Source organism: Haladaptatus sp. QDMS2, from assembly GCF_029338295.1.
Classification (GTDB): domain Archaea; phylum Halobacteriota; class Halobacteria; order Halobacteriales; family Halococcaceae; genus QDMS2.
On record NZ_CP119791.1, the window covers coordinates 2,551,523 to 2,573,765 of the forward strand.

A 22,243-nucleotide genomic window follows, 5' to 3' on the forward strand; every position below is an offset into this window, starting at 1 on the left:
GAGTTGCTGTTGCGCCGCATTTATCGTTTACGTGTAACTCAGGGCGATGAAGTAGGGGGATCGGGACGAGCATCCCAGGGGATGGGGGGCTGTCCCAAAGCGTATGACTGCGTCTGGATGACAGCAGGGAGACCATATAAATGATTTGGAGGTAGAGTGAAAGTGAAACCGGACGACTGCAGCGGGTTCGAGCGGGCGTCAGACGCTCGTCGGCCGGACGTCATGCTGGCGTATCTGCAGGGAATTGTTTGTCAGCCGACACTATTCGCGAGGTCGAACCTGAATCGGTTTTTCCTGGAGATAGCGGGTGACACGCGCCTCGAACGACCCGCTCCCGGGCCACTCGACGGGTTCGGAGACGGCGAGTCGCTCCGGGTCGCCGACGTACAGCGCGATGTCCCGGTCAGGCCCGGGGACGTCTACGCGGACGTACAGGCCGCTCTCGACGCCCTCGTAGGCGTCGAGTGAGCGGATGTCGGCGGTTCGCAGTAGCTTGCCCTCCACCTCGCTGCCCGGTGCCGGACCGAGCGTCAGGTAGTTGCCCGAGACCACTTTGAGCCCTTCGAGCACCGCGTCGCCGAAGAACTCGTAGCTCGATACGACGTCTTCGACGGTCTTTCGCTCGGTCAGCGTTCCGTACACGAACACATCCATGGCCGGGGCTATGGCGGCGGATGGTTTGCCAGTTGTGGCTCGAAAATCGAGGGCGTCAGGCGATTATCGCTCGTCGAGCGGCGTGACCGTCAGGTCCTTCTCGCCGACGTAGCGAGAGCGCGGGCGGATGAGGCGGTTGTCCTCGTACTGTTCTAAGACGTGGGCAATCCAGCCACCGGCGCGGGACATCGCGAAGATGGGGGTGTAGATATCGATTGGGATGCCCATCTGGTAGTAGGTCGTCGCGGAGTAGAAGTCCACGTTGGGCGCGAGGCCCTTCTCGTCGCTCACGTACTCCTCGATGGCGACGGAGTAGTCGTACCACTTCATGTCCCCTGCGGCCTCGCCGAGGGATTCAGACTGCTCGCCGAGAATCTTCGCACGTGGATCTTTCACGTTGTAGACGCGGTGGCCGAATCCGGGGACGCGACGGCCGTTTTCGAGGGCGTCTTTGACCCACTGAGTCGGCTCCTTGCCGCTCTCGTCTACCTCTTTGAGCATCTTCATCACGTTCGCGTTGGCTCCGCCGTGGAGGCCGCCTGCGAGCGTGCCGATTGCGCTCGTGATGGCGCTGTGGAGGTCGGTAAGCGTGGAGGCCGTGACCATCGCGGAGAACGTAGAGGCGTTCAGGCCGTGGTCTGCGTGGAGCACGAGCGCCTGGTCGAACACGTCTTCTTTGACCTCGTCCGGTTCCTCGTCGTTCAGCATGTAGAGGAAGTTCGCCGCGTGCGAGAGGTCCTGGCGTGGTTCGACGGGGTCGTTACCGTTGCGGATGCGGTTGTACGCCGCGAGGATGGTCGGAATCTTCGCCGTGATGCGACGGGCCTTGCGGAGGTTGGCGTCGTAGTCGGTCGGGTCGACGTCGTCCTCGGCGTCTGGGTCGTACGCGGAGAGGGCGGAGACGAGCGTTCGAAGGGCCGCCATCGGCTGTTCGTCCTGTTCTGCGAGTTCGCGAATCTCGGCCATGAGGCCGTCCGCGATTTCGCGCTCGGTCGTCATCGCGTCGGCGAATTCGGCGAGTTCGTCCTCGGTCGGCAAATCGCCGTGCCAGAGGAGGTAGAGTACTTCTTCGTAGCTTGTATTTCGAGCGAGGTCCTCGATTGTATAGCCACGATAGACGAGTTTGCCGGCGTCGCCGTCGATAAACGAAAGTGACGACTCAGCGACAAGCACGCCTTCTAGCCCTTTCTTGAGCTCGTCAGACATACCGTGTCACTAGCTTACCTGCCGGGAAAAACATTATTGTTCGCCCGCATTCTGCCGACGGCTCCGGGCAACGTTTTTTGCCGGTGGCGGAGAACTGGCGAGTATGTCCGACGAGGTCGGCTACGAGCCGGTCAGCGTGAAGCAGGTTTTAGCGGAGATGAAAGACATCGCTGAACTGCTCATCGACCTCTCCTACTCGGCGGTGCTCCTCGGCAGTGACGAGGTCGCAGAGGAGGTCCTCGTCTTAGAAGAGCGTATGGACGTCCTCCAGATGCAAGCGCGCATGAGCCTGCTCATGGCCGCACGCAGCCCCGAGGACGCAGAGGCACTCGCCCCTGTCCTCGGCGTCGTCGGCGCGGCAGAGAAGATAAGCGACGCCGCAGGCGACATCGCGAAGGTCGTCTTAGAGGATATCGGTCTCCCTGACGCGATGCGCGCGGCGATTCCGGAAGCCGTCGAAACCCTCGTGCGCGTCACCATCACCGACGACTCGCTCCTCGACGGGATTTCGCTCGGTCGCGAGAACATCGAGACGGAGACGGGCGTCCGCATCATCGCCCTGCGCCGGAGCGGAACCTGGCTGCTCAACCCCGACCACGAGACGAAACTCGCCGCAGGCGACGTCATCCTCTTGCGCGGTCCCGAGGAAGGGGTCGCGCAGGTGTTCGAGCAGGCGAGCGGCCGCGCCTACGTCCCGCCGACGCCGCCGGAACCAGGCATCGAGGACTTAGAACGCGCCGTCGATTCCATCGTCCTGATGAAGAACATGGCCGAACTCGCCGTCGATTTGGCCTACGGTTCCGTGCTGTTCGACAGCGCCGAAGTCGCAGAGGAAGTCGTCGAACTCGAAGCCGAAGTCGACGCCCTCCAGTCGCGCTTCGAGGCGTGGGTGTTGCAGGCGGCCAGCAGGGTGGACGACCCCGTGCAGTTGCGTGGTCTCGTCCATCTCGCGCGGTCGACGGAAGTCATCAGCGACGCCGCCCTCGAAATCAGCGAGGGCGTCCTGCGCGGCCTCGGCACGCACCCCGTCGTCGAACAGGCGGTGCTCGAAAGCGACGAGGTCATCGTCCGCCTGAACGTCGCCGAGGGGAGCGACTTAGACGGCGTCACCCTCCGCGACAAGATGGTCAAGACGGAGACGGGAATGCGCGTCATCGCGGTCCACCGCCGCAACAAAACCCACGACGCCCGCGGCGTCCCCGACGAGTGGGTCGTCTCGCCGGGGCCGCTCACGGCACTCCACGGTGGGGACGTGCTCATCGCAAAAGGAACGCGAACGGGAGCGGAGCGCCTCGCACAACTGGCCGGTCAGGACTCCCTCGACAATCTGTAGGCCGACCGCAGCACGAGGATGACCGTCGCGAACGCGCCGAGCGACGTCGCGAGGACGAACCCGAGCGCGATGTAGAAAAACGGCGAGCGGAACGTCCCCGGCAGGATGACGAAGAAGACGAAGATGGCGACCGTAGCGAGCACGCCGAATGCGAAGCCACGACGGGCGTTTTGTGGCACATTCAGCGCATCGACCATATTCGCTCGCGGGGAGCGGGACCGTTCGTCTGTCACAGCCGGAAGTTGGGACGCGAGTGCAAAAACCACGTTGATTTTCCGCATACCGAACGGCTAAAGAGCGTGGGGCCGCCGTCTAGGGGTAATGACGACCCTCGGCACGGCAGTGGCCGAACCAGGCGAGATGGACGTCGGTCGGTTAGCCGTCGGCGAACTCCGCGACGGCAGTCCGCTTCGCCTCCCTGTCGCCGTGATAAACGGGGCCTCCGAGGGGAAGACACTCTATATCCAGGCGGCGAGCGACGGCGACGAACTCAACGGTGTCGGCGTGCTGAAGACGTTCGTCCCACAGCTCGACCCTGCTGAACTCACTGGAACGATTCTCCTCGTCGGCATCGTCAACTACCACGGCTTTCAGGTGGCACAGCACCGCAACCCAATCGACGACACGAAGATGAACCGGGCATACCCCGGCGACAAACGCGGCACCTCCTCTGAACGCATCGCCGCCGCAACGTTCGAGGTGGCCAGTCAGGCTGACTACGTCTTAGACCTCCACCAGGGCTCGACCAGTCGGATGATAAACGAGACGCGCGTCCGCTGTGGTCGCCGCCACCACCTCCACGACGAGTGTCTCGAACTCGCCCGCGTGTTCGGCTGTGGCCACGTTCTGGACCAGAAAGGCCCGAACGGCCAACTCGCCCGCGCCGCCCCGGACAAGGGCATCCCGACCATCGACCCCGAACTCGGCGGTGCGGTTGGCTGGGACGAACAGAGCATCGGCATCGGCGTCCGTGGCATCTACAACGTGCTGCGCTACTACGGCTTCTTAGACGGCGACGTGGACGTCGAACCCCAGACCCGCGCCCGCGGCTTCCGCCAGTTCGGCGCGCCCGCCGGCGGCGTCGTCACCTTCGAGAAGGAACTCGGCGAGTGGGTCGCCCCCGGCGACACGCTGTTCCGGGTGACCGACGTGTTCGGGACGGTAAAGGAAATCGTCGAATCGGACACCGACGGCATCTTCTGGCGAACCCGCCGCCTGCCACAGGTCGCAACCGGCGAGTACGTCTGCTCCGTGGGCGTCGACATCGACGAAATCTGATGCTCGCCTGTCCCGCCTGCGACCGAACCTACGAATCCGGCCCCGACGAGCCGTGGCGCTGTACGTGCGGCCACGCCCTCGAATTCGCCGAGCGACCGCTTCCCGACGGCCCTGCACCCGACCCCGTCGCGCTCGACACGCGACCCGGCCTCTGGACCTTCACGGACTTTCTGCCGATGGACTCGCTCGTGACCCTCGGTGAAGGCTGGACACCCCTCGTCGACGCGCCCGACTGGAACGCCCAGTTCAAACTGGAGTACGTCTTCCCGACGGGGAGTTTCAAAGACAGGGGCGCGACGACGACGCTCTCACAGGCCAAAGCACTCGGCGTCGAAACCGTCATCGAAGATTCGTCCGGGAACGCGGGGGCCGCCATCGCGACGTACGCCGCCCGCGCCGGCATCGACGCCGAAATCTACGTCCCCGCCTCGGTGAAACCCGCAAAGCGCCGAGCCATCGAGCGGGCGGGGGCAACCGTGATTCCCGTCGAGGGAAGCCGCGAAGCCGTCACCGACGCCTGCATCGAGGCCGTCGAGCGCGGCGAGGGCTGGTACGCCAGCCACGCGTGGAACCCCACCTTCTTCGCCGGGACGCAGACTGTCGCCTTCGAAATCGCCGCCCAACGCGACTGGGACGTGCCGGACGCCGTCGTCCTGCCACTCGGCCACGGGACGCTGTTTTTGGGCGCGTACCGCGGCTTCAAAGCCCTCCTCGACGCTGGCTGGACCGACGAAATGCCGCGATTGCTGGGTGCGCAGGCTGCTGGTTTCGCCCCGATTGCAGACGAATTGCACGGCGATTCGGGCGAGCAAAACGACGTGGCTGACGGCATCCAGATTCGCGAACCCGCACGCAAGGACCAAATTCTGGAGGCCATTCGGGAGACAGGTGGCGATGCGATTGCCGTCGGGGAAGCGGAGACGGCGCGAGAACTGGAGAACCTCCACCGTGCCGGCTTCTACGTCGAACCGACGTGCGCGGCCGCCCCTGCTGCGCTTTCGGTGTATCGGGAACGAGGGGAACTTGCCGACAGCGACGACGTGGTCGTCCCGCTCACGGGGAGCGGGCTGAAGATGAGATGACGGCCGGAATGGCCGTCGCTCGGTAGAATGAGGGTGTGTACCTGCTGGCGCGGCGTTCGGGCGTCGGGCGAACGCCACAGGCCAGGGGTCGCCGGAAGGGGAGCCGTCGACCCGCGGCGGCCGCGCCAGCAGTGGGTATGGCAGTCGGAGGCGCTGGATGACGCCTCCAGGGACCGCGAGGGGGACGCGGTCGGGTGGTGCAGCGCAGTGGGGGTGCGCAGTGGTGGTGGTTCACAGCCGCGCGGGGGACACGGCCGGGGCGATTCACCCGGTGGAAGCCACCGGGGAGCTCCAACCATGAGGGTTGGAGGAGGGTCTGAGTCGTTCCTCAGCGCGCGTCTTTCAGGTCGACGAACGAGCCTGCAGCGGCGGTGATCCACTGGGTCATCAGCTCGTCTTCGGTCGCCTCACGCGGGTACACGGTGCACTCCTCTGTCGGGCCGTTCGTCTCGAGGGTGTAGTCGAGGTCGAATTCCGGCCAGCGGTCGCGCGAGGTGAACTCGGAAGTTGCCGCGCCGTTCGTCCATTCGGACTCGCTGAGGTCGTATTCGTTTCCGCTCATGGTTGGGGTCTCCGTTCACGCCGGGTCGTCGGCGCTTACTCCATCCAAGAACACATACCACCTTTCCTATACACTGACTAATCTAACCGTTAATTCCGTTCGAAGGACTGAAACGGTCTGAAACGATTCGGAAGCGACTGTAAGGATAGGCTAAAAACGCAAGACGCTAGCGCTCTGTGTGAGTTTCACAGTCGAACCCGCCACGAATTAACGGTTTTGCGATATGTCTCCGGGCACACGGGGGCACTTCGTACCAACCGGGTTCGATGTCGCGCGCGACGGAAACCTCGACCTTGCCCGGCGCGGTCGTCCCACAGTCGCGACAGCGATAGCCCTGGTTCGCGCCCGCAGACTTCATTCGCCGGTCGCACCCGGGACACGTGGGCGTTTCGAGCGCGGTGGTCTGCACGGCGCGAACTGCGAATTTCTCGAGTTTCAGCGTGCCGTCGCTGCATTCGCCACACACCACGAGGTCGTCGCCGACCCGCAAGTTTCGGACGTGGTCGCGAAACCGCTTCGTCGGCTCGAATGCCGCACACTGCAGGCGATTAATCCCGGCTTGAATCTCGAAGAAGACGTGGCCGCCCTCCCGCGTTTCCGGTGGGGTGGTAACGACCCCCGAAAGGCGGTACGAGCGGCCGTTTTTTGCAGTGGAAATGGTACCCTCTCGGAGGTGAGCGTCGGTGCCCTGGTTGGTCACGAACAGGGCCGTCTCGGCGACCGGTTCACTCTCGATGGCGGCGGCGACTTCCCGGACGGCGTCGGGGTCGTCGCCACGGATGCCGTAGAGGATGGGACCGGGCGTGTGGGGCACGCAAACGGCCTGCCCCTCCACTTCGTCCACCGTGTCCCAGACCGCTGGATAACCGGCTTCCGCCGCGGCAAACACGGAATCGTAGTCGATGTCACGCTCCGTTCCCCACCGCCCGCGGGGTCTATAAGAGATGTGCTCGTAGGTCCACTCTGAGAAGGTGTCCCACGCGCCGACGGCGGCGAGCGCCCCGATGAGGCCCCGTCCCTGCTTCCACTCAGCATGAAGGAAGCCGGCCTGCTCGATGAGCGCGCGGGCGTCGTCGATTTCGTGAAAGTCGCGGACTGCGGCCCGAGCAAAGTCGATAACATCCGCAGAGACGGCATCATCGGGACAGACGACCACGCCGGGATTCGTGCGCGGGTCTGCGGTTTCGGCCGAGGATTCGACCTCGTCGCGGGCGAGTTCGAGGGCCGCCTCCGGGTCGCAGTCAGTGTGGATGCAGAGAGCGGCGTTACCCCGGGTTTTGTGCTTGACAGCAGGATTCAGCCGCACGAGGAGGAGTCGGTCAACGTCGTTGCCAGCCTCGCGGATGCGGCGTGCGACCCGGGCAGCGGCGTAGGTCGTACACATCCCGCGGTCGCGTGAATCCGTGTCGTCGAGGCCAACGAGCGTCACATCGAGGCGTTGTCGGTGCGCGAATTTCCCGGTTTCGGACCGGGGACAGAATATATCAATCTATCCCCACAGACCGGGCAAATCGCCCGAAGGAGTGGGTTTTCGAGTGGCACAACGCATATATGGCAGGAATAGCTTATTATTGTCCATGTCACGGTCAGCACTGGTCGAGAACGTGACCGCAATGCTCGCCGACGCGGGCTTTACGGTGAGCGACCGGTGTGCCATCCGTCCGAAAAGCTTCGACGTGGCGGCCCGCCGGCACGATGACCTCATCCTGGTCAAGATTCTCGGCAACATCGACGCCCTCGACGCACACACGGGCATCGAGATGCGTCGCCTCGGGCAGTTTCTGGACGCGACACCCCTCGTATTGGGCCTCAGAACCCGCGACGAGGACCTGAAACCCGGGGTCGTCTACTTCCGACACGGCGTCCCCGTCGTCAGCCCGGACACCGCGATGGACCTCTTCGTCGAAGGGGTTCCGCCGCTCATCTACGCTGCACCGGGCGGCCTGTACGTAAACATCGACGCCGAAGTGCTCGCAGACGCCCGCGAGGAACAGGGCTGGAGCCTGGGACAACTGGCCACCGAACTCGGCGTCTCGCGGCGCACCGTCTCGAAGTACGAAGACGGCATGAACGCGAGCGTCGAGGTCGCGGCCCACTTAGAAGAACTGTTCAACCGACCACTCACGAGTCCCGTCGAGATGCTCGCGGAGGAACTCGACGAACAGGAGCGCGAACCCGACACCGCGGCGGTCGACCCGGACGACGAGCAACTCGTGACCATCCTCACGCGGGTCGGCTACCAGGTCCACCCGACCGCTCGCGCCCCGTTCAAGACCGTAAGCGAGACCGACAACCGCGAAGACCGCGTGCTCACTGGCCACTCCGCGTTCACCAAAACCGCAGAAAAGCGCGCTCGCATCATGAGTTCGCTCGGCGAAGTCACCCGCACCCGGTCTGTGTACGTCGTCGACCGCGCGAAACGCGAATCGGTCGAGCACACGGCCATCATCGAGCGCGATGAAATCGCCCGCATCGACGACCCCGACGACCTACGTGACCTCATCTACGAGCGCACGAAGCGCTCTGGCTCTGAGGCCTGAGTCACTCAGGTTGTTTTTCTCGGGCCTGCGCTCGCTCTTCGACGTTTTCGAGCGTTTCAGTGTCGAGCAGTCGCTCTAGCTTGCGCTCGAACTGCTCGTCGGTGAGTTCGCCGCGTGCGTAGCGGTCTCTGAGGGTATCGAGCGCGTCGCGCTGGCTCTCGTCGTCTGCGTCCTGCATCGGTGAAGTGGCGTCTTCCTCGAGTTCCGGTTCCTCCTCGTCGTCGCCGAACAGGATGCCGACGATAGGGACGATGACGATGTACCCAAACAGCATGAACGGGAGCCACCAGTCCAGCCCCGACAACAGCGCGGCGAGCCAGATGCCGGTGACCAGCAAACTCGCGATTCCGGTCGCGTTCCCCACGAGTCGCTCCCGGAGTGTCGAACTCATACAGTGCAGTTGGCGCGAGGGGAGTAAAAATCAGGGCGGTGAATCTGCTATCTCGCGGCCAGTTCTCCAGTCGAAACGAGGGGGTGTGGGTGGCGTTGGCGAACGCCACCGCGACGAACGGTCCGGGAACGCGGGATTACGCGTAGGTCTCTTCTAAGTACTGGACGATGTCCGAACTCTCTGGCATGCCGGAGACGTCGTGTTCTTCGTCGACGAGGACGGGAACGCCGGTCTGACCGCTCACATCCTTCACTTCGGTGCGCTCGCTACGCGCGGCCGGTACCTCGATGGATTCGTACTCGAGGTCCAGTTCGTCGAGTTTGCTCGTGACCTTCGCACAGAACGGGCACCCGGGGAGTTCGTAGAGTTGAATGGAACTCATCAGACACACGTATGGGTGGAAGCATAAAAAGCCAACTGGCGGTGTGCGGCCCGCGCACACCAGCGGCCAGTTCAGAGTTGGCCGGCGAGCAAGCCGCTCGTACGGACGAAGAAGTAGAAGACGAACAGCACGGCGAGAATCCACTGGCCGGCGTGGACGTCGCGTGCCTCACCGACGGCAGCCTTCACGAGCGGGTAGGAGATGATGCCCGCGGCGATGCCGTAGGCGATGGAGAACGTGAATGGCATCACGAGGATGGTCAGACCCGCCGGAACGGCGTGGGAGATTTTGTCCCATTGCACGTCCGCGATGTTACGGAGCATGAGCACCGCGACGACCACCAGCGCGAGGTGCGAGGCGTAGAGCGGGACGGCCGCGGCGAGTGGGACGAGCGCGAGCGAGGCGAGGAACAGGAGGCCAACCACGAGTGCAGTCATACCCGTGCGACCGCCCTCCTCGACGCCAGTCGCGGATTCGATGTACGTCGTGACCGTCGAGGTGCCGAGGATGCCGCCCGCGGTGGTGCCGACTGCGTCGGCCATGAGCGGTTTGTCGATGTCTGGCAGGTCACCATCTTCGTCGAGGAAGCCCGCCACCTGCGCGACACCCGTCAGCGTGCCTGCAGTGTCGAAGAAGTCCACGAAGAAGAACGTGAAGACGATGAGCGAGAAGGCGAGGGCGTCGACGTTCTGGAAGCCCTGGATGAATGCGCCGACGAGTGGCGTGATGTCGTAGCCTGCGGCGGAGTAGGCAATCTGGGTCGACCCGACGAGCGAACTGTCGGCGAGCGTCGTGCCCTGTGGGGCCTGGTCTGCCGGGAACGCCCGGTAGCCCATCGCGTGGGCCGCGTAGCCAGCGATGGTGGTGAGGATGATGCCGAGAATGATAGATCCGCGAACGCCGCGGGCGTAGAGCGCGAAGGTGACGAAGAGGCCGACCGCCGAGATGATGGCGACCGGGTCGGAGGCGAAAACTGGGTTGAAGGCGACGAAGGTGGCGGCGTCGCCGGTGACGACGCGCATGGCTTCGAGGCCGATGATGGCGAGGAACAGCCCGATACCGGTTCCGACGGCGAATTTGACGGGTTCGGGGAACAGCCCGATGATGAACTCACGTGCCCCGATGGCGGTGAGCGCGATGAACAAAATCCCCTCGACGACGACGGCGGCGAGCGCCGTTTGCCACGGGACGCCGAGGCCGAGGACGACGGTGAACGCGAAGAACGCGTTCAGGCCGAGGCCCGGAGCCTGCGCGAACGGCCGATTCGCGTAAAAGGCCATCACGAGCGTGGCGATGGCGGCGGAGATGAGCGTGACGACCGCAATCATCTGGAAAGTTTGTGCGTCGGTGCGCCCGGGGACGTCGATTGCGAGGTTGAGAATCGCTGGGTTGACGACGACGATGTAGGACATCGTGAGGAACGTCGTGAGCCCGGCGAGAACCTCCGTCCGGAGGTCCGTGTTGTATTCCTCGAAGCCGAAGTAATCGGCAATTGTGTCAGTTATCGCCATAATGCACGTTTAAGCACAGCGCCTGAAGTAGACTTAAGTCTTATCCAATCTTCGCCACGAAAATCAGCACAGACGTGAATACCTCACGGTTCGAGCTGGGTGAGCGCGCCGACCGGGGCTGGGGTGAGTTCGCGCGCTCGGCCAATGCCCTCCTCGCCCACGGCGATCAGCGCGAACACGCCACCCACGTCGGCGTCGGCACTCGCGGCGATGTCGAGGAGGAGTTCCTGCGTCTCGCCCGAACGAATCAGGTCGTCGACGACGAGCACGGAGTCGTTCGCGTCGATGGCCGAACTCGGGAGGTAGTAGGTGAGTTCGATGCCAGACTGGAGGCGCTGGCGGGCCTCGATGAAGTCCTCGACGGCGGTCTCCTTCGACTTCTTCGCGTAGGCGAGCCGTGCGCCGAAGTAACTCGCCATCGCGGCGGCGAGCGTGATGCCGTCGGTGGCGGCCGTGAGCACCACGTCGGGCGTTTCGAATTCGAAGGCATCTGCGGCGATTGGGGCGACGAGGTCCAAGAAGGACTGGTCGAAGACGACGCCGGAGTTGTCCACGTAGCCTTCGTCGTCCACCCGGATGCGAGAGTGTAGTTCGCGGGCGAGTTCCTCGCGGCCGACGCCGCCGACGACTTCGCGGGCGCGTTCGACGCCGGGGAGGACGTGGCCGTTGACGTAGCGATTCAGGTCACCGGCGGGGAGGCCGGTGAGGTCGGCGAGCTCGTCGTAGGTCCGACTCTGCTTCAGCATTCGCAAGACGGCGACTGCCTGCAACTGGATGGCGGCTTTCTCCGCTCGATTCATGCCCTGTACCTCACGTTTGCACAGTTATGAATACATCGATGGATTGTCGTGCTGGAAGTAACCATTGACGTGCATTAGCACGGCGGCGTCGTGTTACGGGAGAAGAACGAAGAGCGGTGCGGTTGCGGTGTGGAAGCTGTCCAGTGTAACACCCGAACGTGAGCGAAGCGAGCGTTCGGTTTTTTCGGGCGCGTTTTTGCAACGAGCGGTTCGTCGAAGGCGAACCCGAGTTGTAAAAAGGTGCGTTACCAGGGTTCGTTCTTCAGTCCAAGAACGTAGGCGATTACGTTCGTGAGGATGTGGAGAACCGGCGTGAGGATGAGCACGGTCACAATGACGGGGAGGGTGAACGTCTGTCTGAACCAGCCGGTTGCGACGAGGAAGGTGAGCAGGAGCGCCACGACGACGAAGTCGAGTTGGTCAAGCAGGGGGAAAGCGGCCCCGCGTTCGCGTCCCGACCGGCGCTTGATGAACGAAGCGAGGATATCGCCGAGCATCGCACCGAAGGCGAGGCTGAAGGCGGCGACGAGCGGGAACGCCGGGAGGGTGAAGTCGAGCAGCTGGTTGAGCGAGGGGCGGATGGCGTTTAGCGCGACGCCGACGAGGACGCCGATGAGCGTTCCGGCGGCGGTTCCGCGCCAGGTCTTCCCGTCGCCGAGAATCCGTCTGCCCCGCCACGTTCGACCGCCGTCGATCGGCGGGCCGCCGCCGAAGAGGACCGCCGCGTTGTTGGGGATGTAGGCCGGCAGCATCGCCCAGAAGGCAATCGCAATCACCGCAAAGATACCCATATACTCTCCCTGAATCGCGGCGGTGACTTAATCTCGGGTGGTTCTCGTCTGGGACGTAGTCAAAACAACATTCTGAATAGGGGAGCGAAAAAAGTGCCTGCAATGATTCCGCCCATCGCGAGCAAATTCGTGGCCGGTGAGACGGAGGCGACCGTCTTAGACCACACCCGAAAACTCAACGAACGGGGCGTCAAGGCCATCCTCAATCTGCTCGGCGAACACTACGACGAGCGCGCCGAGGCCGACGCCGACGCCGACGTATACATCGACCTCGTCGACGAAATCGCCGCGGCGAATCTCGACGCCTGCATCTCGGTGAAACCGTCACAGGTAGGCCTCGACTTCGGCGCTGACGTGTTCGGGGAGAACGTCACGCGCATCGTCGACCACGCCGCAGACAAAGGGGTCTTCGTCTGGATCGACATGGAGGACCACACGACGACCGACGACACCCTCGACGTGTTCGAGGAACTCGCCCGCAAACACGAGGGCGGCGTAGGGCTCGCGATTCAAGCAAATCTGAAGCGCACCAAAGCAGACTTAGAACGACTCGTCGACGTGCCGGGCAAGATTCGACTCGTGAAAGGGGCGTACGACGAACCGAAAGCAATCGCCTTCAAGGATAAAGCGGACGTGAATCAGGCGTACAAGGACTACCTGAAGTTCATGTTCGAGGAGTTCGAGGGCGGCATCGCCGTCGGGAGCCACGACCCGGCGATGATTGCCTACGCGAAGGAACTCCACGAGGAGTACGGGACGGACTTCGAGATTCAGATGCTGATGGGCGTGCGGGAATCGGCGCAGTACGAACTCGCAGAAGAGTACGAGATGTGGCAGTACGTGCCCTACGGCGACCGCTGGGCGCAATACTTCTATCGCCGCGTCATGGAACGCAAAGAGAACGTCCTGTTCGCGCTTCGGGCCATCGTCGGGCGCTGAGCCGCGCTATCTGCCGAATCGTTCACGTTTGCTGAGTGACTGCTGTCCGATAGTGTAATCGACGCGAAGGAAAGGGCTGATAATCGTTGGGCGTGTTGGTACCGTCAAATGGCCTCCTGGAAACGTGATATGGCCAGCGGCCTGGTCGTCCTCATCCCTATCCTCGTCGTCGCGTACGTCGTCTTCCGACTGTACGTCCTGATCGCGTCGATTTCGGGGTTCGCCAACATCGAACCGATCTGGCTCGGCGTCATCCTGACGCTCATCGTCTTTTCGCTGTTCGTCCTGTCGGTTGGCTACCTGATGCGCACGGCATTCGGGAGTTTCGTCGAAGAGACAATCGACAGTGCAATGAACCGCCTGCCGGGCCTTCGCATCGTCTACAACGCCTCGAAGATGGCCATCGAGACGGCCCTCACCGGCACCGAGGACCTCCAGAAGCCCGTCAAGGTCGAGACGTGGGACGGCCTCCGCATGACCGCGTTCAAGACCGGAAAGATGGCTCCCGACGGCCGCGAAGTGCTCTTCTTACCGACCTCACCGAACATCACCACCGGATTCGTCATCGAAGCCGAATCGGACCGCTTCGAAGAAATCGACGAGAAGGTAGAGGACGCACTCATCCGCGTTCTGTCGGCCGGATTCGGGGAGAACCGCGATAAGGCAGGCGTGAAAATCGATGTCCACGAAGACGGCGAGACGCCTACGCCCGGCGACGACGACTGAACGCAGCGCCTTTACTTTCCTCCGCCCTACCTCTCGCCAGTGAAGCTGCACGTCCGCTACGAGGGCGACGACGACCCGAAGAAATGTACCGCCCGTAAACTCGCACGATTCGACCTCTGTGAGTTACACCGCTCTGCGCGGGCGACCCCCTACGGCGTGATTCTGAATCCGCACGCTGAGCAGGCGCTCTCGCCCGCCGACGCGGGGCAATCGAACCTCGTCGCGCTCGACTGCTCGTGGGAAACCGCGGGCGAGGCGATGTTCAAAATGCGCGGCGAACACCGGGCGCTCCCCTTCCTCGTCGCCGCGAACCCCGTAAACTACGGGAAGCCCTTCCAGTTGAACACGGTGGAAGCCTTCGCCGCCGGACTCGCGATTCTCGGGGAGTACGACCACGCAGAAGAAATTCTCTCGAAATTCCGCTGGGGCCACACCTTCTTGGAGATGAACGAAGAACCCCTGCGTCGGTACGCCGTGTGTGCCGATTCTGCGGAAGTCGTCGAGGTCCAACAGGAGTATCTGGACCGGGGGAACTGACCTCCAGAAGGCTTATTCTACGTGTCGTTGATTTGTTATGTATGGTCAATCCAGTCGGCCTCGTCCTCATCGCATTCGGCCTTCCGGCCGCCATCTGGCCATACCGAATCTCGCGACTCCAAGAGCGTCTCGACGCCGTCGGCAGCACGACTCCGTGGGACGAAGTCGAACCCGCAGATTGGCGCGTCGCCCTCACTCGAATCGTGGGCGTTAGCCTGTGTCTCGTCGGGTTGGTCGGCTTCCTGCTCGGGTGACCTGCCGGCCCAACTCGGAACATTTTAACCGCCACAGACGGTACCCCGCCAGTATGGCCAGCTTTGAAGCCGCGGAAAAGCGGATTCTCGAGAAGATGATCTGCATGCGGTGCAACGCACGGAACCCGAAGCGCGCAGAAAAGTGCCGCAAGTGCGGCTACGCGAAACTCCGCCCGAAGAGCAAAGAGCGCCGCGCAGCCTAATCGAGCTACTCGCGGGCGAGAATGGCGTAGTGGGCTACCGCGACGCGCTCACCGTCCAGAATCGCCGCTTCTTCGAACGTCTCCTCGTGTCGATAGCCGAGGCGCTGCCAGATGGGCGCCGAGGCTTCGTTCGGGGCATCGTTTCTGCACACACATGGTGTAAGCCGCGTTCGCGAAAGCCGTAGTCAGTCACGAGGCGACTCGCCTCGGTGCCGTGGCCCTGCCCCCAGAACTCGGGGGCGAGATTCAGTGAGCCAGCCATAGCTGAAAGGCGATTGAAAGTGAGAAAAAACGGTTGCTCGATTACTCGGGGTACTTCGATTTTCGCTGCTCTGCGCGGCCGAGTGCCGTCTCGATGACGTCGCGGACGTCGCCGTGGAACTCGTCGCCGTGGCCCGAGTACATGTGTTCGACGCCCTCGGGGAGCCGGGCTAAAATCTCCTTGATGCTTTCGATGAGGCGTTCGCGAGACTGGCCGGGCATGTCCGTGCGCCCGAAGCTGCCGTAGTCGAAGGCCGCGTCGTTGTGGACCACGACGTCCCCGGAGAAGATGGTAGCGTCACTGGTGAGGGCGATGTGGTCTGCGGCGTGGCCGGGCGAGTAGATGGCCTCGAACTCCTCGTCGCCGATTTCGACGGTGTCGCCGTCGTCTAAGTGGTCCGTCCGAAGGTCGTGGTCGCCGTAGGCGTAGCACGGACAGTCGAACGCATCGAGAACTGTCGCCAGTTCCGAGACGTGGTCGCCGTGCTGGTGGGTGAGCACGACCGCGTCCAGCGAATCGGTGTGCTCGCGGATGGCCGCTACGACGCCGTCCATCGCACCTGCGTCGACGAGCACCGTCCGCTCACCGAGAACGAGGTAGGCGTTGCAGGTGAACACCTCCGCATCTTCGGTGATATTGATAACTTCCATACCGTCCACTTGGCCCGGGGGTTCTTGAGGCTACCGGGGACGGCAAGTGAGAGACGGCAGGCCCGTCTGGCGATAGTGACGCGGACAGCGAACTGAAGGTGTCGGGCATCACGCACGTGATAGGTGGCGTGGCTTTTTTCCCCGAGAATCCACAATGGTTGCCCATGGGATTTGGGAGCTACGACGAGTCTGAACAGGAGCGACAGGAAGTCGACGGTGACTTAGACGAGAGTGACGGCGTAGCGACCAGCGAGAACGACCATCAGGGGAGCATCGACTTCGAAAACGGCGCTTCGAACGACGAACTGCTCGACCGCCTCCAGGAAATCAAACAGCAGTGAAGTCAGGAGTGCGGACGCTCGGTGTCGCCGAGTCGTTCCGCGACGAACGGAGCACGCTGGCTGGCGTCGTCACCCGCGCCAGCCGCATCGTAGACGGCTTTTCTTTCGGCGAGTGTACGGTCGGTGGCCTCGACGCGACGGACGCTATCAGTGACCTCTACGACCGGCTGGGCCGCGAGGACGTCCAGTCGGTCATGGTTTCGGGCATCGCTCTCGCGTGGTACAACCTCGTGGACCTCCACCGACTCCACGAGGCGACAGCGCGCCCGGTCATTTCGGTCACCTACGAGGCGAGCGATGGTCTCGAAACCGGACTGCGAGACGCCTTCGACGGGACGGAACTCGACGCCCGTCTGGCCATCTACGAGGCACTTCCTCCGCGTCACGAACTTCAAGTTGGGGCGGAGACGGTGTGGGTTCGGTGTGTGGGTTGTGAACCCGACGAGGCCGCCGAACTGGTGCGGGGATTCACGCCGGAAGGCGGCCGCCCGGAGCCACTTCGCGTCGCCAGGTTGGCCGCCCGGGCGGCCGACGAGTGGTGGCATTAAGTATGCACGTCTCGCAGTTTTTTCCAATGGGAACAATGGAAGGACTCGACGTCGTCGAGTGTACACGGTGTCCCGAACTCGTCGAGTGTCGGTCGCAAATTGTCAATGGGGTCGGTCCCGCCGATGCAGACATTCTCTTCGTCGGCGAGGGCCCGGGCGCACAGGAAGACGAGCAGGGCGAACCCTTCGTCGGGCGCAGCGGGACCGTCCTCAGCGACACGCTGCGCGACGTGGGCTTGGAGCGAGAGGTCGTCCGCATCACCAACTGCGTGCGGTGTCGCCCGCCGGACAACCGCAACCCACGCAAAGAGGAACTCGCAAACTGTCGTGAGTATCTGGAGAACGAAATCGACCGCGTGGACCCAGAACTCATCGTCACGCTCGGGAAGGTCCCCTCTGAACACCTCCTTGGTCGCTCCGTCGCCGTGACCAACGAGGCCGGCAGCATCGTGGACAAAGCGATTGGTGGCAAGCCCCGGCGCATCCTCGTTTCTGTACACCCGGCCGCGACGCTCTACGACCGCAGTCAGACCGAGACGTTCGTGAAGACGCTCACGAAGGCCGCAGAGACCACGAATGAGACCGGCGACCAGTCCCGACTCGGCGACTACTGAGTTTCACCGCAACGGAAAGCGACTTGTTCGAGACCCCCTCTAGCTAGCGTATGAGCCAGCGTGCCCCACAACAGGCGACGACGGCCGACGTCGTCGTCGTGGACTACGGCCTCGGCAACCTCCGGAGCGTGACCCGCGGGCTGGAACGCGCCGGTGCGGCGGTCGAAATCACCGACGACCCCGACCGCTTCGCCGACGCAGACGGCATCGTCCTCCCCGGCGTTGGTGCCTTCCGTGAAGGTGTCGAGAACGCCGCTCCCTACCGTGAGGCGCTCCGCGACGCCGCCGACCGTGGCCAACCAATTTTCGGCATCTGCCTCGGAATGCAGATGCTCCTGACCGCGAGCGAAGAGGCAGACCGGGCCGGACAGGGCGACGTCACCGGTCTCGATTTCATCCCTGGAAACAACGTCAAGTTCCGCGAGGGCCAGAAGGTCCCGCACATGGGCTGGAACGAACTCACCGTGAAACGCGACCACCCACTCGTGGAGGGCATTGATGGTGAACACGCCTACTTCGTCCACTCCTACTACGCCGTTCCCGACGACGAGAACGCGATTGTCGCCACGACCGACTACGGCGTCGAGTTCCCCGCCATCATCGCAAACGAATCGGGCACTATCTTCGGCACGCAGTTCCACCCAGAAAAGAGCGGCGAGACCGGCCTTCGCATCCTGCGGAATTTCGTCGATATCTGCGATTCGGCGTAAGCTAAAATCGGTTTTTGTGTCACGCGAGAGTTAATATACGGAGCGGACGCAGTGGGACTCGATGCGCGCGCTCATCGCTGTCGCCATCGCCCTCACCGTCGTTCTCGTCGGCGTCGTTGCGGGTGGCGTCTACCAGTCTGCCGAATTTGGATCACCCGACGGACCCGCTCCCGACGAGGCCCGCGTCCTCTCCTTCGAATCCGGAGGCGGTCAGTGCGTCGAAACCACGAATCGGAACATCACGTCGACACAGCGGGGTAGCGACCGAGCTACGGTCATCGAGACGCGGGCCAACGTCACCGTTCCCGACGCGAACTACGCCCTCACCGACCCGACCATCACGAAGGTGGGTGAGCGACGGTACGTCGTCTCCTTCGAGAGTGAAGAAGTACCAGAAAAGGCCGCGCGTAACTGTCAGGCGATGGCTCGCTACCACCTGACGTTCGAGGTCCCTCACGGTCAGGCAGACCGCTTCAACGTGACCGTCGAATACAACGGCGAAGAAACGCAGTGGTTCGAAAATGGACCGGATGGGTCGGGAAGCGGCGCGAACGCCGGCGGCAGCGACGCGACCACCTAGAGGAACTCGCGGACGTCCGAGTACCACATGTCGTGTTCGTCCACCATGTCGATGCGACGGGCGATTTCCGCGGCCAGCACGTGCCAGCACAGCTGTTCTGGGTCGTCCTTGTCCAGATTGAACGCCGCGTCCTGACAGCCACAGGCTCGGCCTTCGACGACGTACTCGTCCTCGTGGCCGACGACGACGGTGAAGTCTCGGTACTGTTTGACTCGCATCTCTGAGACGGCCTCGATGGCGCGGACGCCCCGCGACCCGTGGACGGAGATGATGCGGTCGACGATAGCGGGGGCTAGCGAGCCACGTTCAGCCAAATCGGCCTGCCAGCGGTCGACCGCGTTCACGCCAGACCCTACGGCGTGCGCACCAAAAACCCATGCGATACCCGTATCAGGTGCGGCTGGGGTCCCCGGCGCGGAATCGCTCGATGGAGCGGCAGGTGACCTGATGTGCGGCGACGAGAATGGTGACGCTCACGACGATGGTCGCCGCCTCGTACGGCGTCGAGAGCAGCCCGAGCGAGACGATGAGGGTGGTCGCACACGCCGGAGCGTGGACGGTGTCAGTTTCGAACATCCCGAAGCTGGTGAGGGAGATGGAGAGGATGCCGCTCGCAGCGAGACGAAGGCCGTCCGGCGAGGAGGGAGCGAGTGTGGCCGTGACGACCACGCCATTCGCGAACAGGAGATAGGCGACGAGACCGGCGAGTGCGCCGATGAAGTGACTCCCGACGACGCGACGTAGGTCCGTCGCCGGGCCCTTCTGCTCGACGGCGAGGATGAACGCGGAAGGGCCGAGGCTCGGGAAGATGAACGGCTGGCCCGTGACCCACGCGAGCGCCCCGAGGACGGTGAACAGCGCCCCGGCGTAGAGGCTCGTTCGCAGGCGGCGACGACGCATATCGGTGTGCTGCCGGCGGAGCAAGAAAACACCTTCTTCTCGCACCGAGAGCGTGTCCCTTTTCGTCTATCGCCGGAGAGAACAGGCATGAACGTCCGGGAAGGGGCCATCGAGGTGGCGGTACCCGAACAGTCAGGCGACTCGATCGAGGACGCCGTGTTCTTCAATCCGAACCAGGAGTTGAATCGCGACATCACCATCGCCGTCCTTCGGGCCTACGCCGAGCGAAACGAGTACGCCAGTTCGTACCTAGATGCGACAGCAGCAAGCGGTATCCGCGGGGTTAGAGCCGCGAACGAGGGGTGGGAGGCTACCTGCTGTGACGTAGACGAGGAAGCCGTCTCGCTTTGCGAAGAGAACTTCGAGCGAAACGGCCTCGCTGGGACCGCCGTCCGCCGAAACGCAAACGCCCTCATGCACGAAGAACGCTTCGACGTGGTGGACGTAGACCCCTTCGGAACGCCCATCCCCTTCGCCGACGCTGCGTTCAACAGCGCCCGCAACCTCGTCTGTGTGACGGCGACGGACACCGCCCCGCTCTGTGGCGCGCACTTCAACTCCGGCGTCCGCAAGTACTCGGCGGTCCCCCGAAACACAGACTACCACGCGGAGATGGGGCTCCGCATTCTCCTCTCGGCGCTCGCCCGGACCGCCGCCCGCTACGACGTTGGCGTCACGCCCATCCTCAGTCACGTCACCCGCCACTACGTCCGGGTGTACCTCGAGTGCAGTCCTCGGGCGACGGACGCGAACCACGCAATTGACGAACTCGGCTACGTCCACCACTGCAACGAGTGCATGCACCGCGAGTGGGAGGACGGGATGATTGCCCACCCCCCAGCCGCGTGCCCGAACTGCGAGACGAGTATGGTCACCGCTGGCCCGGTCTGGCTCGGTGCAATTCGTGACCGTCACTTCACTGCGCAGGTCCGCGACCAGTTGAGCGAGGAGATGGGGCAGGCGAAGAAAGCAGAACGCATGCTCGCCACCATCGAGGACGAACTCGACCTCCCGTTCCACTTCGACCAGCACAAGGTCTGCAAGCAGTGGGGCATCTCGGCCCCGGCGATGGACGACTTCCTGGAGGTGCTCCACGAAGCGGGCTACGAGGCGCGACGCGCCCACTACGGCGGAACCACCTTCCACACGGACGCGACGATTGCGGAAATCGAGGACGCCGCCCGCGCTCGATTCAGCTAAGACAATCTGCGAGTGATTCTCCTGTTGACTGCGCCCATTCGATAAGCGGCCAGAACAGGACGAACGAGAGCCCAATCACGAGTAGTTTGACTCCCGTTTCCCTGAGCCCGGCGGGCGACCCGCCGCGTTCGAGGGCGAACACGACGGCAGCGAAGGCGAACGAGAACCACGCGACTGCGAGGTGTTCTGAGCGTGCGACGAGATAGTAGCCAGCGAGCAGCATAGCCGAAAGGATGGCAAAACCCCCCGCGAGTGCCAGCGTCGGCGTGACGCCAAGGAATCCAGCTACGACGACGATTGAACTGGTCACGAGGAACGTCGCGAGCGTCTGTCGGCGACCATTCGGGGCGGCGTACTCGGACACGGATGTTCGTTCCGGCCGAACTGTCAAGAATGCACGGGAGTGGCCGAAACCCTTGAAAGGGCCGACTGGTAACGGACTATCCATCGAATGGCCGCCCTCCACACCGCGAAGTCGGTCGTCACCGTGGCGAAAGAAAAACAGTTGAACGTAAAGGCGGCGAGTCTCGCGTACTTCGCCGTCGCATCGTTTATCCCGTTCGTCCTGCTCCTCATCATCGCACTTTCGAAGTGGGGCGGTGACGGCTTCGCGGCGTTCGTCATCGACAGCGTCCTCTCGCGAGTCCTGCCGGCGCAATCGGGGCAACTTAGGGAGATGGTGATGAATGCGGCCGGCCGGAGTCGGGCGACGGCACTCTCTGGAATCGTGCTCTTCTGGTCGTCGCTGCGGCTGTTTCGCGGCCTCGACGCCGTGTTCGTCGAGATGTACGGCGACCGGGAAAAGCACGGTATCGGGGACCGAATCGTCAACATCCTCCTCGCGTTCCTCACCGTGACGGGGGCGCTCGCGCTCTTGCTGGTGGTGGGCGTTGCCCTCGCCATCAACTTCGATGCCGCGTTCTGGAGATATCTCGCCCCACTGCTCTTGGTTCCGGGGCTCACGCTCGTATTCCTCCCGATGTTCCGCATCTTCCCGAAGGGGACGGTTCCGCTGCGCGAGGCGCTGCCCGGGGCACTCATCTCTGCAACCTCGTGGGCGCTCCTGTTCGCCGGCTTCCGCCTCTACATCACGACCATCGGCCAGTCGCGGCTCTACAGTTTCGCGGGCCTCGCGCTCATCGTCCTGACGTGGCTGTATCTCGGCGGCATCGGCTTACTCCTCGGCGTCGTGTACAACGCCGTCACCAACGGCCACGTCAAACCCGAGCGGCCACCGAGTTTTTTGTAG

Annotated in this window: 31 protein-coding genes and 1 pseudogene; 16 read left to right on the top strand and 16 right to left on the bottom strand. The window is 63.4% G+C overall.

What is annotated here, in order from left to right; all coding sequences use genetic code 11:
- Positions 1-261: 261 nt before the first annotated feature.
- Together P1M51_RS13880 and citZ are read right to left on the bottom strand one after the other, a co-directional pair.
- Positions 262-654, bottom strand: a complete 393-nt coding sequence (locus P1M51_RS13880) for a gamma-glutamylcyclotransferase family protein (RefSeq protein WP_276274616.1) — start codon at positions 652-654, stop codon at positions 262-264.
- Between the two features lie 63 nt (positions 655-717).
- Positions 718-1,860, bottom strand: coding sequence for a citrate synthase (gene citZ, locus P1M51_RS13885; RefSeq protein WP_276274617.1), 1,143 nt, complete (start codon positions 1,858-1,860; stop codon positions 718-720).
- Between the two features lie 103 nt (positions 1,861-1,963).
- Here citZ and P1M51_RS13890 point away from each other — a divergent pair, with 103 nt between their 5' ends.
- Entirely contained in the window at positions 1,964-3,193 is a 1,230-nt protein-coding gene (locus P1M51_RS13890) for a potassium channel family protein (protein ID WP_276245762.1), read from the top strand.
- On the opposite strand, the gene P1M51_RS13895 is transcribed toward P1M51_RS13890, so the two are convergent.
- Positions 3,169-3,426 (bottom strand): hypothetical protein, encoded by a 258-nt coding sequence (locus tag P1M51_RS13895; RefSeq protein ID WP_276245763.1) that lies wholly within the window; start codon positions 3,424-3,426, stop codon positions 3,169-3,171. The two genes, P1M51_RS13890 and P1M51_RS13895, sit on opposite strands and share 25 nt — an antisense overlap.
- A gap of 88 nt (positions 3,427-3,514) precedes the next feature.
- Here P1M51_RS13895 and P1M51_RS13900 point away from each other — a divergent pair, with 88 nt between their 5' ends.
- Complete coding sequence (locus tag P1M51_RS13900) at positions 3,515-4,471, top strand: succinylglutamate desuccinylase/aspartoacylase family protein (protein ID WP_276245764.1); 957 nt, start codon at positions 3,515-3,517, stop codon at positions 4,469-4,471.
- Positions 4,471-5,553, top strand: coding sequence for a threonine synthase (locus tag P1M51_RS13905; protein ID WP_276245765.1), 1,083 nt, complete (start codon positions 4,471-4,473; stop codon positions 5,551-5,553). The genes P1M51_RS13900 and P1M51_RS13905 overlap by 1 nt, the downstream gene beginning before the upstream one ends.
- Before the next feature lie 328 nt (positions 5,554-5,881).
- Here the strand turns inward: P1M51_RS13905 and P1M51_RS13910 are convergent, their stop codons facing one another.
- Positions 5,882-6,115: a hypothetical protein gene (locus P1M51_RS13910; protein ID WP_276245766.1), complete on the bottom strand. Its 234-nt coding sequence runs from the start codon at positions 6,113-6,115 to the stop codon at positions 5,882-5,884.
- A 166-nt stretch (positions 6,116-6,281) separates the two neighbouring features.
- Positions 6,282-7,544: a tRNA(Ile)(2)-agmatinylcytidine synthase gene (locus P1M51_RS13915; RefSeq protein ID WP_276245767.1), complete on the bottom strand. Its 1,263-nt coding sequence runs from the start codon at positions 7,542-7,544 to the stop codon at positions 6,282-6,284.
- A 148-nt stretch (positions 7,545-7,692) separates the two neighbouring features.
- On the opposite strand from P1M51_RS13915, the gene P1M51_RS13920 reads away from it, so the two are divergent.
- Positions 7,693-8,655 (top strand): transcriptional regulator, encoded by a 963-nt coding sequence (locus tag P1M51_RS13920; RefSeq protein WP_276274618.1) that lies wholly within the window; start codon positions 7,693-7,695, stop codon positions 8,653-8,655.
- 1 nt (position 8,656) lies between these two features.
- On the opposite strand, the gene P1M51_RS13925 is transcribed toward P1M51_RS13920, so the two are convergent.
- The 5 genes from P1M51_RS13925 to P1M51_RS13945 form a co-directional block, all read right to left on the bottom strand.
- Complete coding sequence (locus P1M51_RS13925) at positions 8,657-9,046, bottom strand: SHOCT domain-containing protein (protein ID WP_276245769.1); 390 nt, start codon at positions 9,044-9,046, stop codon at positions 8,657-8,659.
- Between the two features lie 136 nt (positions 9,047-9,182).
- Positions 9,183-9,428: a glutathione S-transferase N-terminal domain-containing protein gene (locus tag P1M51_RS13930; RefSeq protein ID WP_276245770.1), complete on the bottom strand. Its 246-nt coding sequence runs from the start codon at positions 9,426-9,428 to the stop codon at positions 9,183-9,185.
- 71 nt (positions 9,429-9,499) lie between these two features.
- On the bottom strand, positions 9,500-10,939 hold the full coding sequence (locus tag P1M51_RS13935; protein WP_276245771.1) for an NCS2 family permease: 1,440 nt from the start codon (positions 10,937-10,939) through the stop codon (positions 9,500-9,502).
- A gap of 83 nt (positions 10,940-11,022) precedes the next feature.
- Entirely contained in the window at positions 11,023-11,739 is a 717-nt protein-coding gene (locus tag P1M51_RS13940; RefSeq protein WP_276245772.1) for a phosphoribosyltransferase family protein, read from the bottom strand.
- Positions 11,740-11,984: 245 nt separating this feature from the next.
- Entirely contained in the window at positions 11,985-12,530 is a 546-nt protein-coding gene (locus P1M51_RS13945) for a CDP-2,3-bis-(O-geranylgeranyl)-sn-glycerol synthase (RefSeq protein ID WP_276245773.1), read from the bottom strand.
- A gap of 102 nt (positions 12,531-12,632) precedes the next feature.
- Here P1M51_RS13945 and P1M51_RS13950 point away from each other — a divergent pair, with 102 nt between their 5' ends.
- From P1M51_RS13950 to P1M51_RS13970, 5 genes are all read left to right on the top strand, one after another.
- Entirely contained in the window at positions 12,633-13,469 is an 837-nt protein-coding gene (locus tag P1M51_RS13950) for a proline dehydrogenase family protein (RefSeq protein ID WP_276245774.1), read from the top strand.
- 108 nt (positions 13,470-13,577) lie between these two features.
- Positions 13,578-14,195 (top strand): DUF502 domain-containing protein, encoded by a 618-nt coding sequence (locus P1M51_RS13955; protein WP_276245775.1) that lies wholly within the window; start codon positions 13,578-13,580, stop codon positions 14,193-14,195.
- Between the two features lie 39 nt (positions 14,196-14,234).
- Complete coding sequence (locus P1M51_RS13960; RefSeq protein ID WP_276245776.1) at positions 14,235-14,732, top strand: DUF367 family protein; 498 nt, start codon at positions 14,235-14,237, stop codon at positions 14,730-14,732.
- A gap of 41 nt (positions 14,733-14,773) precedes the next feature.
- Positions 14,774-14,986, top strand: a complete 213-nt coding sequence (locus tag P1M51_RS13965; RefSeq protein WP_276245777.1) for a hypothetical protein — start codon at positions 14,774-14,776, stop codon at positions 14,984-14,986.
- A 53-nt stretch (positions 14,987-15,039) separates the two neighbouring features.
- Positions 15,040-15,189 (top strand): 50S ribosomal protein L40e, encoded by a 150-nt coding sequence (locus tag P1M51_RS13970; protein ID WP_276245778.1) that lies wholly within the window; start codon positions 15,040-15,042, stop codon positions 15,187-15,189.
- A gap of 5 nt (positions 15,190-15,194) precedes the next feature.
- On the opposite strand, the gene P1M51_RS13975 is transcribed toward P1M51_RS13970, so the two are convergent.
- The 3 genes and pseudogenes from P1M51_RS13975 to P1M51_RS13980 form a co-directional block, all read right to left on the bottom strand.
- Positions 15,195-15,341, bottom strand: coding sequence for a hypothetical protein (locus tag P1M51_RS13975; RefSeq protein WP_276245779.1), 147 nt, complete (start codon positions 15,339-15,341; stop codon positions 15,195-15,197).
- A 32-nt stretch (positions 15,342-15,373) separates the two neighbouring features.
- Positions 15,374-15,451, bottom strand: a pseudogene (locus tag P1M51_RS20135) (hypothetical protein); the annotation flags it as partial.
- Between the two features lie 41 nt (positions 15,452-15,492).
- Positions 15,493-16,101 carry an MBL fold metallo-hydrolase gene (locus tag P1M51_RS13980; RefSeq protein WP_276245780.1) on the bottom strand — a complete coding sequence of 203 codons (609 nt, stop codon included), beginning with the start codon at positions 16,099-16,101 and terminating at the stop codon, positions 15,493-15,495.
- A gap of 164 nt (positions 16,102-16,265) precedes the next feature.
- On the opposite strand from P1M51_RS13980, the gene P1M51_RS13985 reads away from it, so the two are divergent.
- From P1M51_RS13985 to P1M51_RS14005, 5 genes are all read left to right on the top strand, one after another.
- Positions 16,266-16,442, top strand: coding sequence for a DUF5786 family protein (locus tag P1M51_RS13985; RefSeq protein ID WP_276245781.1), 177 nt, complete (start codon positions 16,266-16,268; stop codon positions 16,440-16,442).
- Positions 16,439-16,990, top strand: coding sequence for a DUF99 family protein (locus tag P1M51_RS13990; RefSeq protein ID WP_276245782.1), 552 nt, complete (start codon positions 16,439-16,441; stop codon positions 16,988-16,990). Before P1M51_RS13985 ends, P1M51_RS13990 begins: the two co-directional genes overlap by 4 nt.
- A 26-nt stretch (positions 16,991-17,016) precedes the next feature.
- Positions 17,017-17,604, top strand: a complete 588-nt coding sequence (locus P1M51_RS13995; RefSeq protein WP_276245783.1) for a uracil-DNA glycosylase family protein — start codon at positions 17,017-17,019, stop codon at positions 17,602-17,604.
- A gap of 50 nt (positions 17,605-17,654) precedes the next feature.
- Positions 17,655-18,314, top strand: a complete 660-nt coding sequence (gene hisH / locus P1M51_RS14000; protein ID WP_276274619.1) for an imidazole glycerol phosphate synthase subunit HisH — start codon at positions 17,655-17,657, stop codon at positions 18,312-18,314.
- 61 nt (positions 18,315-18,375) lie between these two features.
- A complete protein-coding gene (locus P1M51_RS14005) occupies positions 18,376-18,894 on the top strand; it encodes a hypothetical protein (RefSeq protein WP_276245785.1) in 519 nt (172 codons plus the stop codon).
- Here P1M51_RS14005 and P1M51_RS14010 read toward each other — a convergent pair.
- Both P1M51_RS14010 and P1M51_RS14015 read right to left on the bottom strand, forming a co-directional pair.
- On the bottom strand, positions 18,891-19,238 hold the full coding sequence (locus P1M51_RS14010; RefSeq protein WP_276245786.1) for a hypothetical protein: 348 nt from the start codon (positions 19,236-19,238) through the stop codon (positions 18,891-18,893). The genes P1M51_RS14005 and P1M51_RS14010 overlap by 4 nt on opposite strands.
- Before the next feature lie 46 nt (positions 19,239-19,284).
- Positions 19,285-19,794: an HPP family protein gene (locus P1M51_RS14015; RefSeq protein WP_276245787.1), complete on the bottom strand. Its 510-nt coding sequence runs from the start codon at positions 19,792-19,794 to the stop codon at positions 19,285-19,287.
- Between the two features lie 87 nt (positions 19,795-19,881).
- Here P1M51_RS14015 and P1M51_RS14020 point away from each other — a divergent pair, with 87 nt between their 5' ends.
- Positions 19,882-20,994: a tRNA (guanine(26)-N(2))-dimethyltransferase gene (locus tag P1M51_RS14020; RefSeq protein WP_276245788.1), complete on the top strand. Its 1,113-nt coding sequence runs from the start codon at positions 19,882-19,884 to the stop codon at positions 20,992-20,994.
- Here the strand turns inward: P1M51_RS14020 and P1M51_RS14025 are convergent.
- Positions 20,987-21,358: a hypothetical protein gene (locus P1M51_RS14025; protein WP_276274620.1), complete on the bottom strand. Its 372-nt coding sequence runs from the start codon at positions 21,356-21,358 to the stop codon at positions 20,987-20,989. The genes P1M51_RS14020 and P1M51_RS14025 overlap by 8 nt on opposite strands.
- 87 nt (positions 21,359-21,445) lie before the next feature.
- Here P1M51_RS14025 and P1M51_RS14030 point away from each other — a divergent pair, with 87 nt between their 5' ends.
- Positions 21,446-22,243: a YihY/virulence factor BrkB family protein gene (locus tag P1M51_RS14030; protein WP_276245790.1), complete on the top strand. Its 798-nt coding sequence runs from the start codon at positions 21,446-21,448 to the stop codon at positions 22,241-22,243.

What these genes read in the sequence shown, in the direction of transcription:
- P1M51_RS13880 (WP_276274616.1), bottom strand. Translation starts at nt 654, where the DNA reads ATGGATGTGTTCGTGTACGGAACGCTGACCGAGCGAAAGACCGTCGAA.
- citZ (WP_276274617.1), bottom strand. Translation starts at nt 1,860, where the DNA reads ATGTCTGACGAGCTCAAGAAAGGGCTAGAAGGCGTGCTTGTCGCTGAG.
- P1M51_RS13890 (WP_276245762.1), top strand. Translation starts at nt 1,964, where the DNA reads ATGTCCGACGAGGTCGGCTACGAGCCGGTCAGCGTGAAGCAGGTTTTA.
- P1M51_RS13900 (WP_276245764.1), top strand. Translation starts at nt 3,515, where the DNA reads ATGACGACCCTCGGCACGGCAGTGGCCGAACCAGGCGAGATGGACGTC.
- P1M51_RS13905 (WP_276245765.1), top strand. Translation starts at nt 4,471, where the DNA reads ATGCTCGCCTGTCCCGCCTGCGACCGAACCTACGAATCCGGCCCCGAC.
- P1M51_RS13910 (WP_276245766.1), bottom strand. Translation starts at nt 6,115, where the DNA reads ATGAGCGGAAACGAATACGACCTCAGCGAGTCCGAATGGACGAACGGC.
- P1M51_RS13920 (WP_276274618.1), top strand. Translation starts at nt 7,693, where the DNA reads ATGTCACGGTCAGCACTGGTCGAGAACGTGACCGCAATGCTCGCCGAC.
- P1M51_RS13925 (WP_276245769.1), bottom strand. Translation starts at nt 9,046, where the DNA reads ATGAGTTCGACACTCCGGGAGCGACTCGTGGGGAACGCGACCGGAATC.
- P1M51_RS13930 (WP_276245770.1), bottom strand. Translation starts at nt 9,428, where the DNA reads ATGAGTTCCATTCAACTCTACGAACTCCCCGGGTGCCCGTTCTGTGCG.
- P1M51_RS13935 (WP_276245771.1), bottom strand. Translation starts at nt 10,939, where the DNA reads ATGGCGATAACTGACACAATTGCCGATTACTTCGGCTTCGAGGAATAC.
- P1M51_RS13940 (WP_276245772.1), bottom strand. Translation starts at nt 11,739, where the DNA reads ATGAATCGAGCGGAGAAAGCCGCCATCCAGTTGCAGGCAGTCGCCGTC.
- P1M51_RS13945 (WP_276245773.1), bottom strand. Translation starts at nt 12,530, where the DNA reads ATGGGTATCTTTGCGGTGATTGCGATTGCCTTCTGGGCGATGCTGCCG.
- P1M51_RS13950 (WP_276245774.1), top strand. Translation starts at nt 12,633, where the DNA reads ATGATTCCGCCCATCGCGAGCAAATTCGTGGCCGGTGAGACGGAGGCG.
- P1M51_RS13955 (WP_276245775.1), top strand. Translation starts at nt 13,578, where the DNA reads ATGGCCTCCTGGAAACGTGATATGGCCAGCGGCCTGGTCGTCCTCATC.
- P1M51_RS13965 (WP_276245777.1), top strand. Translation starts at nt 14,774, where the DNA reads ATGGTCAATCCAGTCGGCCTCGTCCTCATCGCATTCGGCCTTCCGGCC.
- P1M51_RS13970 (WP_276245778.1), top strand. Translation starts at nt 15,040, where the DNA reads ATGGCCAGCTTTGAAGCCGCGGAAAAGCGGATTCTCGAGAAGATGATC.
- P1M51_RS13980 (WP_276245780.1), bottom strand. Translation starts at nt 16,101, where the DNA reads ATGGAAGTTATCAATATCACCGAAGATGCGGAGGTGTTCACCTGCAAC.
- P1M51_RS13985 (WP_276245781.1), top strand. Translation starts at nt 16,266, where the DNA reads ATGGGATTTGGGAGCTACGACGAGTCTGAACAGGAGCGACAGGAAGTC.
- P1M51_RS13995 (WP_276245783.1), top strand. Translation starts at nt 17,017, where the DNA reads ATGGGAACAATGGAAGGACTCGACGTCGTCGAGTGTACACGGTGTCCC.
- hisH (WP_276274619.1), top strand. Translation starts at nt 17,655, where the DNA reads ATGAGCCAGCGTGCCCCACAACAGGCGACGACGGCCGACGTCGTCGTC.
- P1M51_RS14005 (WP_276245785.1), top strand. Translation starts at nt 18,376, where the DNA reads ATGCGCGCGCTCATCGCTGTCGCCATCGCCCTCACCGTCGTTCTCGTC.
- P1M51_RS14015 (WP_276245787.1), bottom strand. Translation starts at nt 19,794, where the DNA reads ATGCGTCGTCGCCGCCTGCGAACGAGCCTCTACGCCGGGGCGCTGTTC.
- P1M51_RS14020 (WP_276245788.1), top strand. Translation starts at nt 19,882, where the DNA reads ATGAACGTCCGGGAAGGGGCCATCGAGGTGGCGGTACCCGAACAGTCA.
- P1M51_RS14030 (WP_276245790.1), top strand. Translation starts at nt 21,446, where the DNA reads ATGGCCGCCCTCCACACCGCGAAGTCGGTCGTCACCGTGGCGAAAGAA.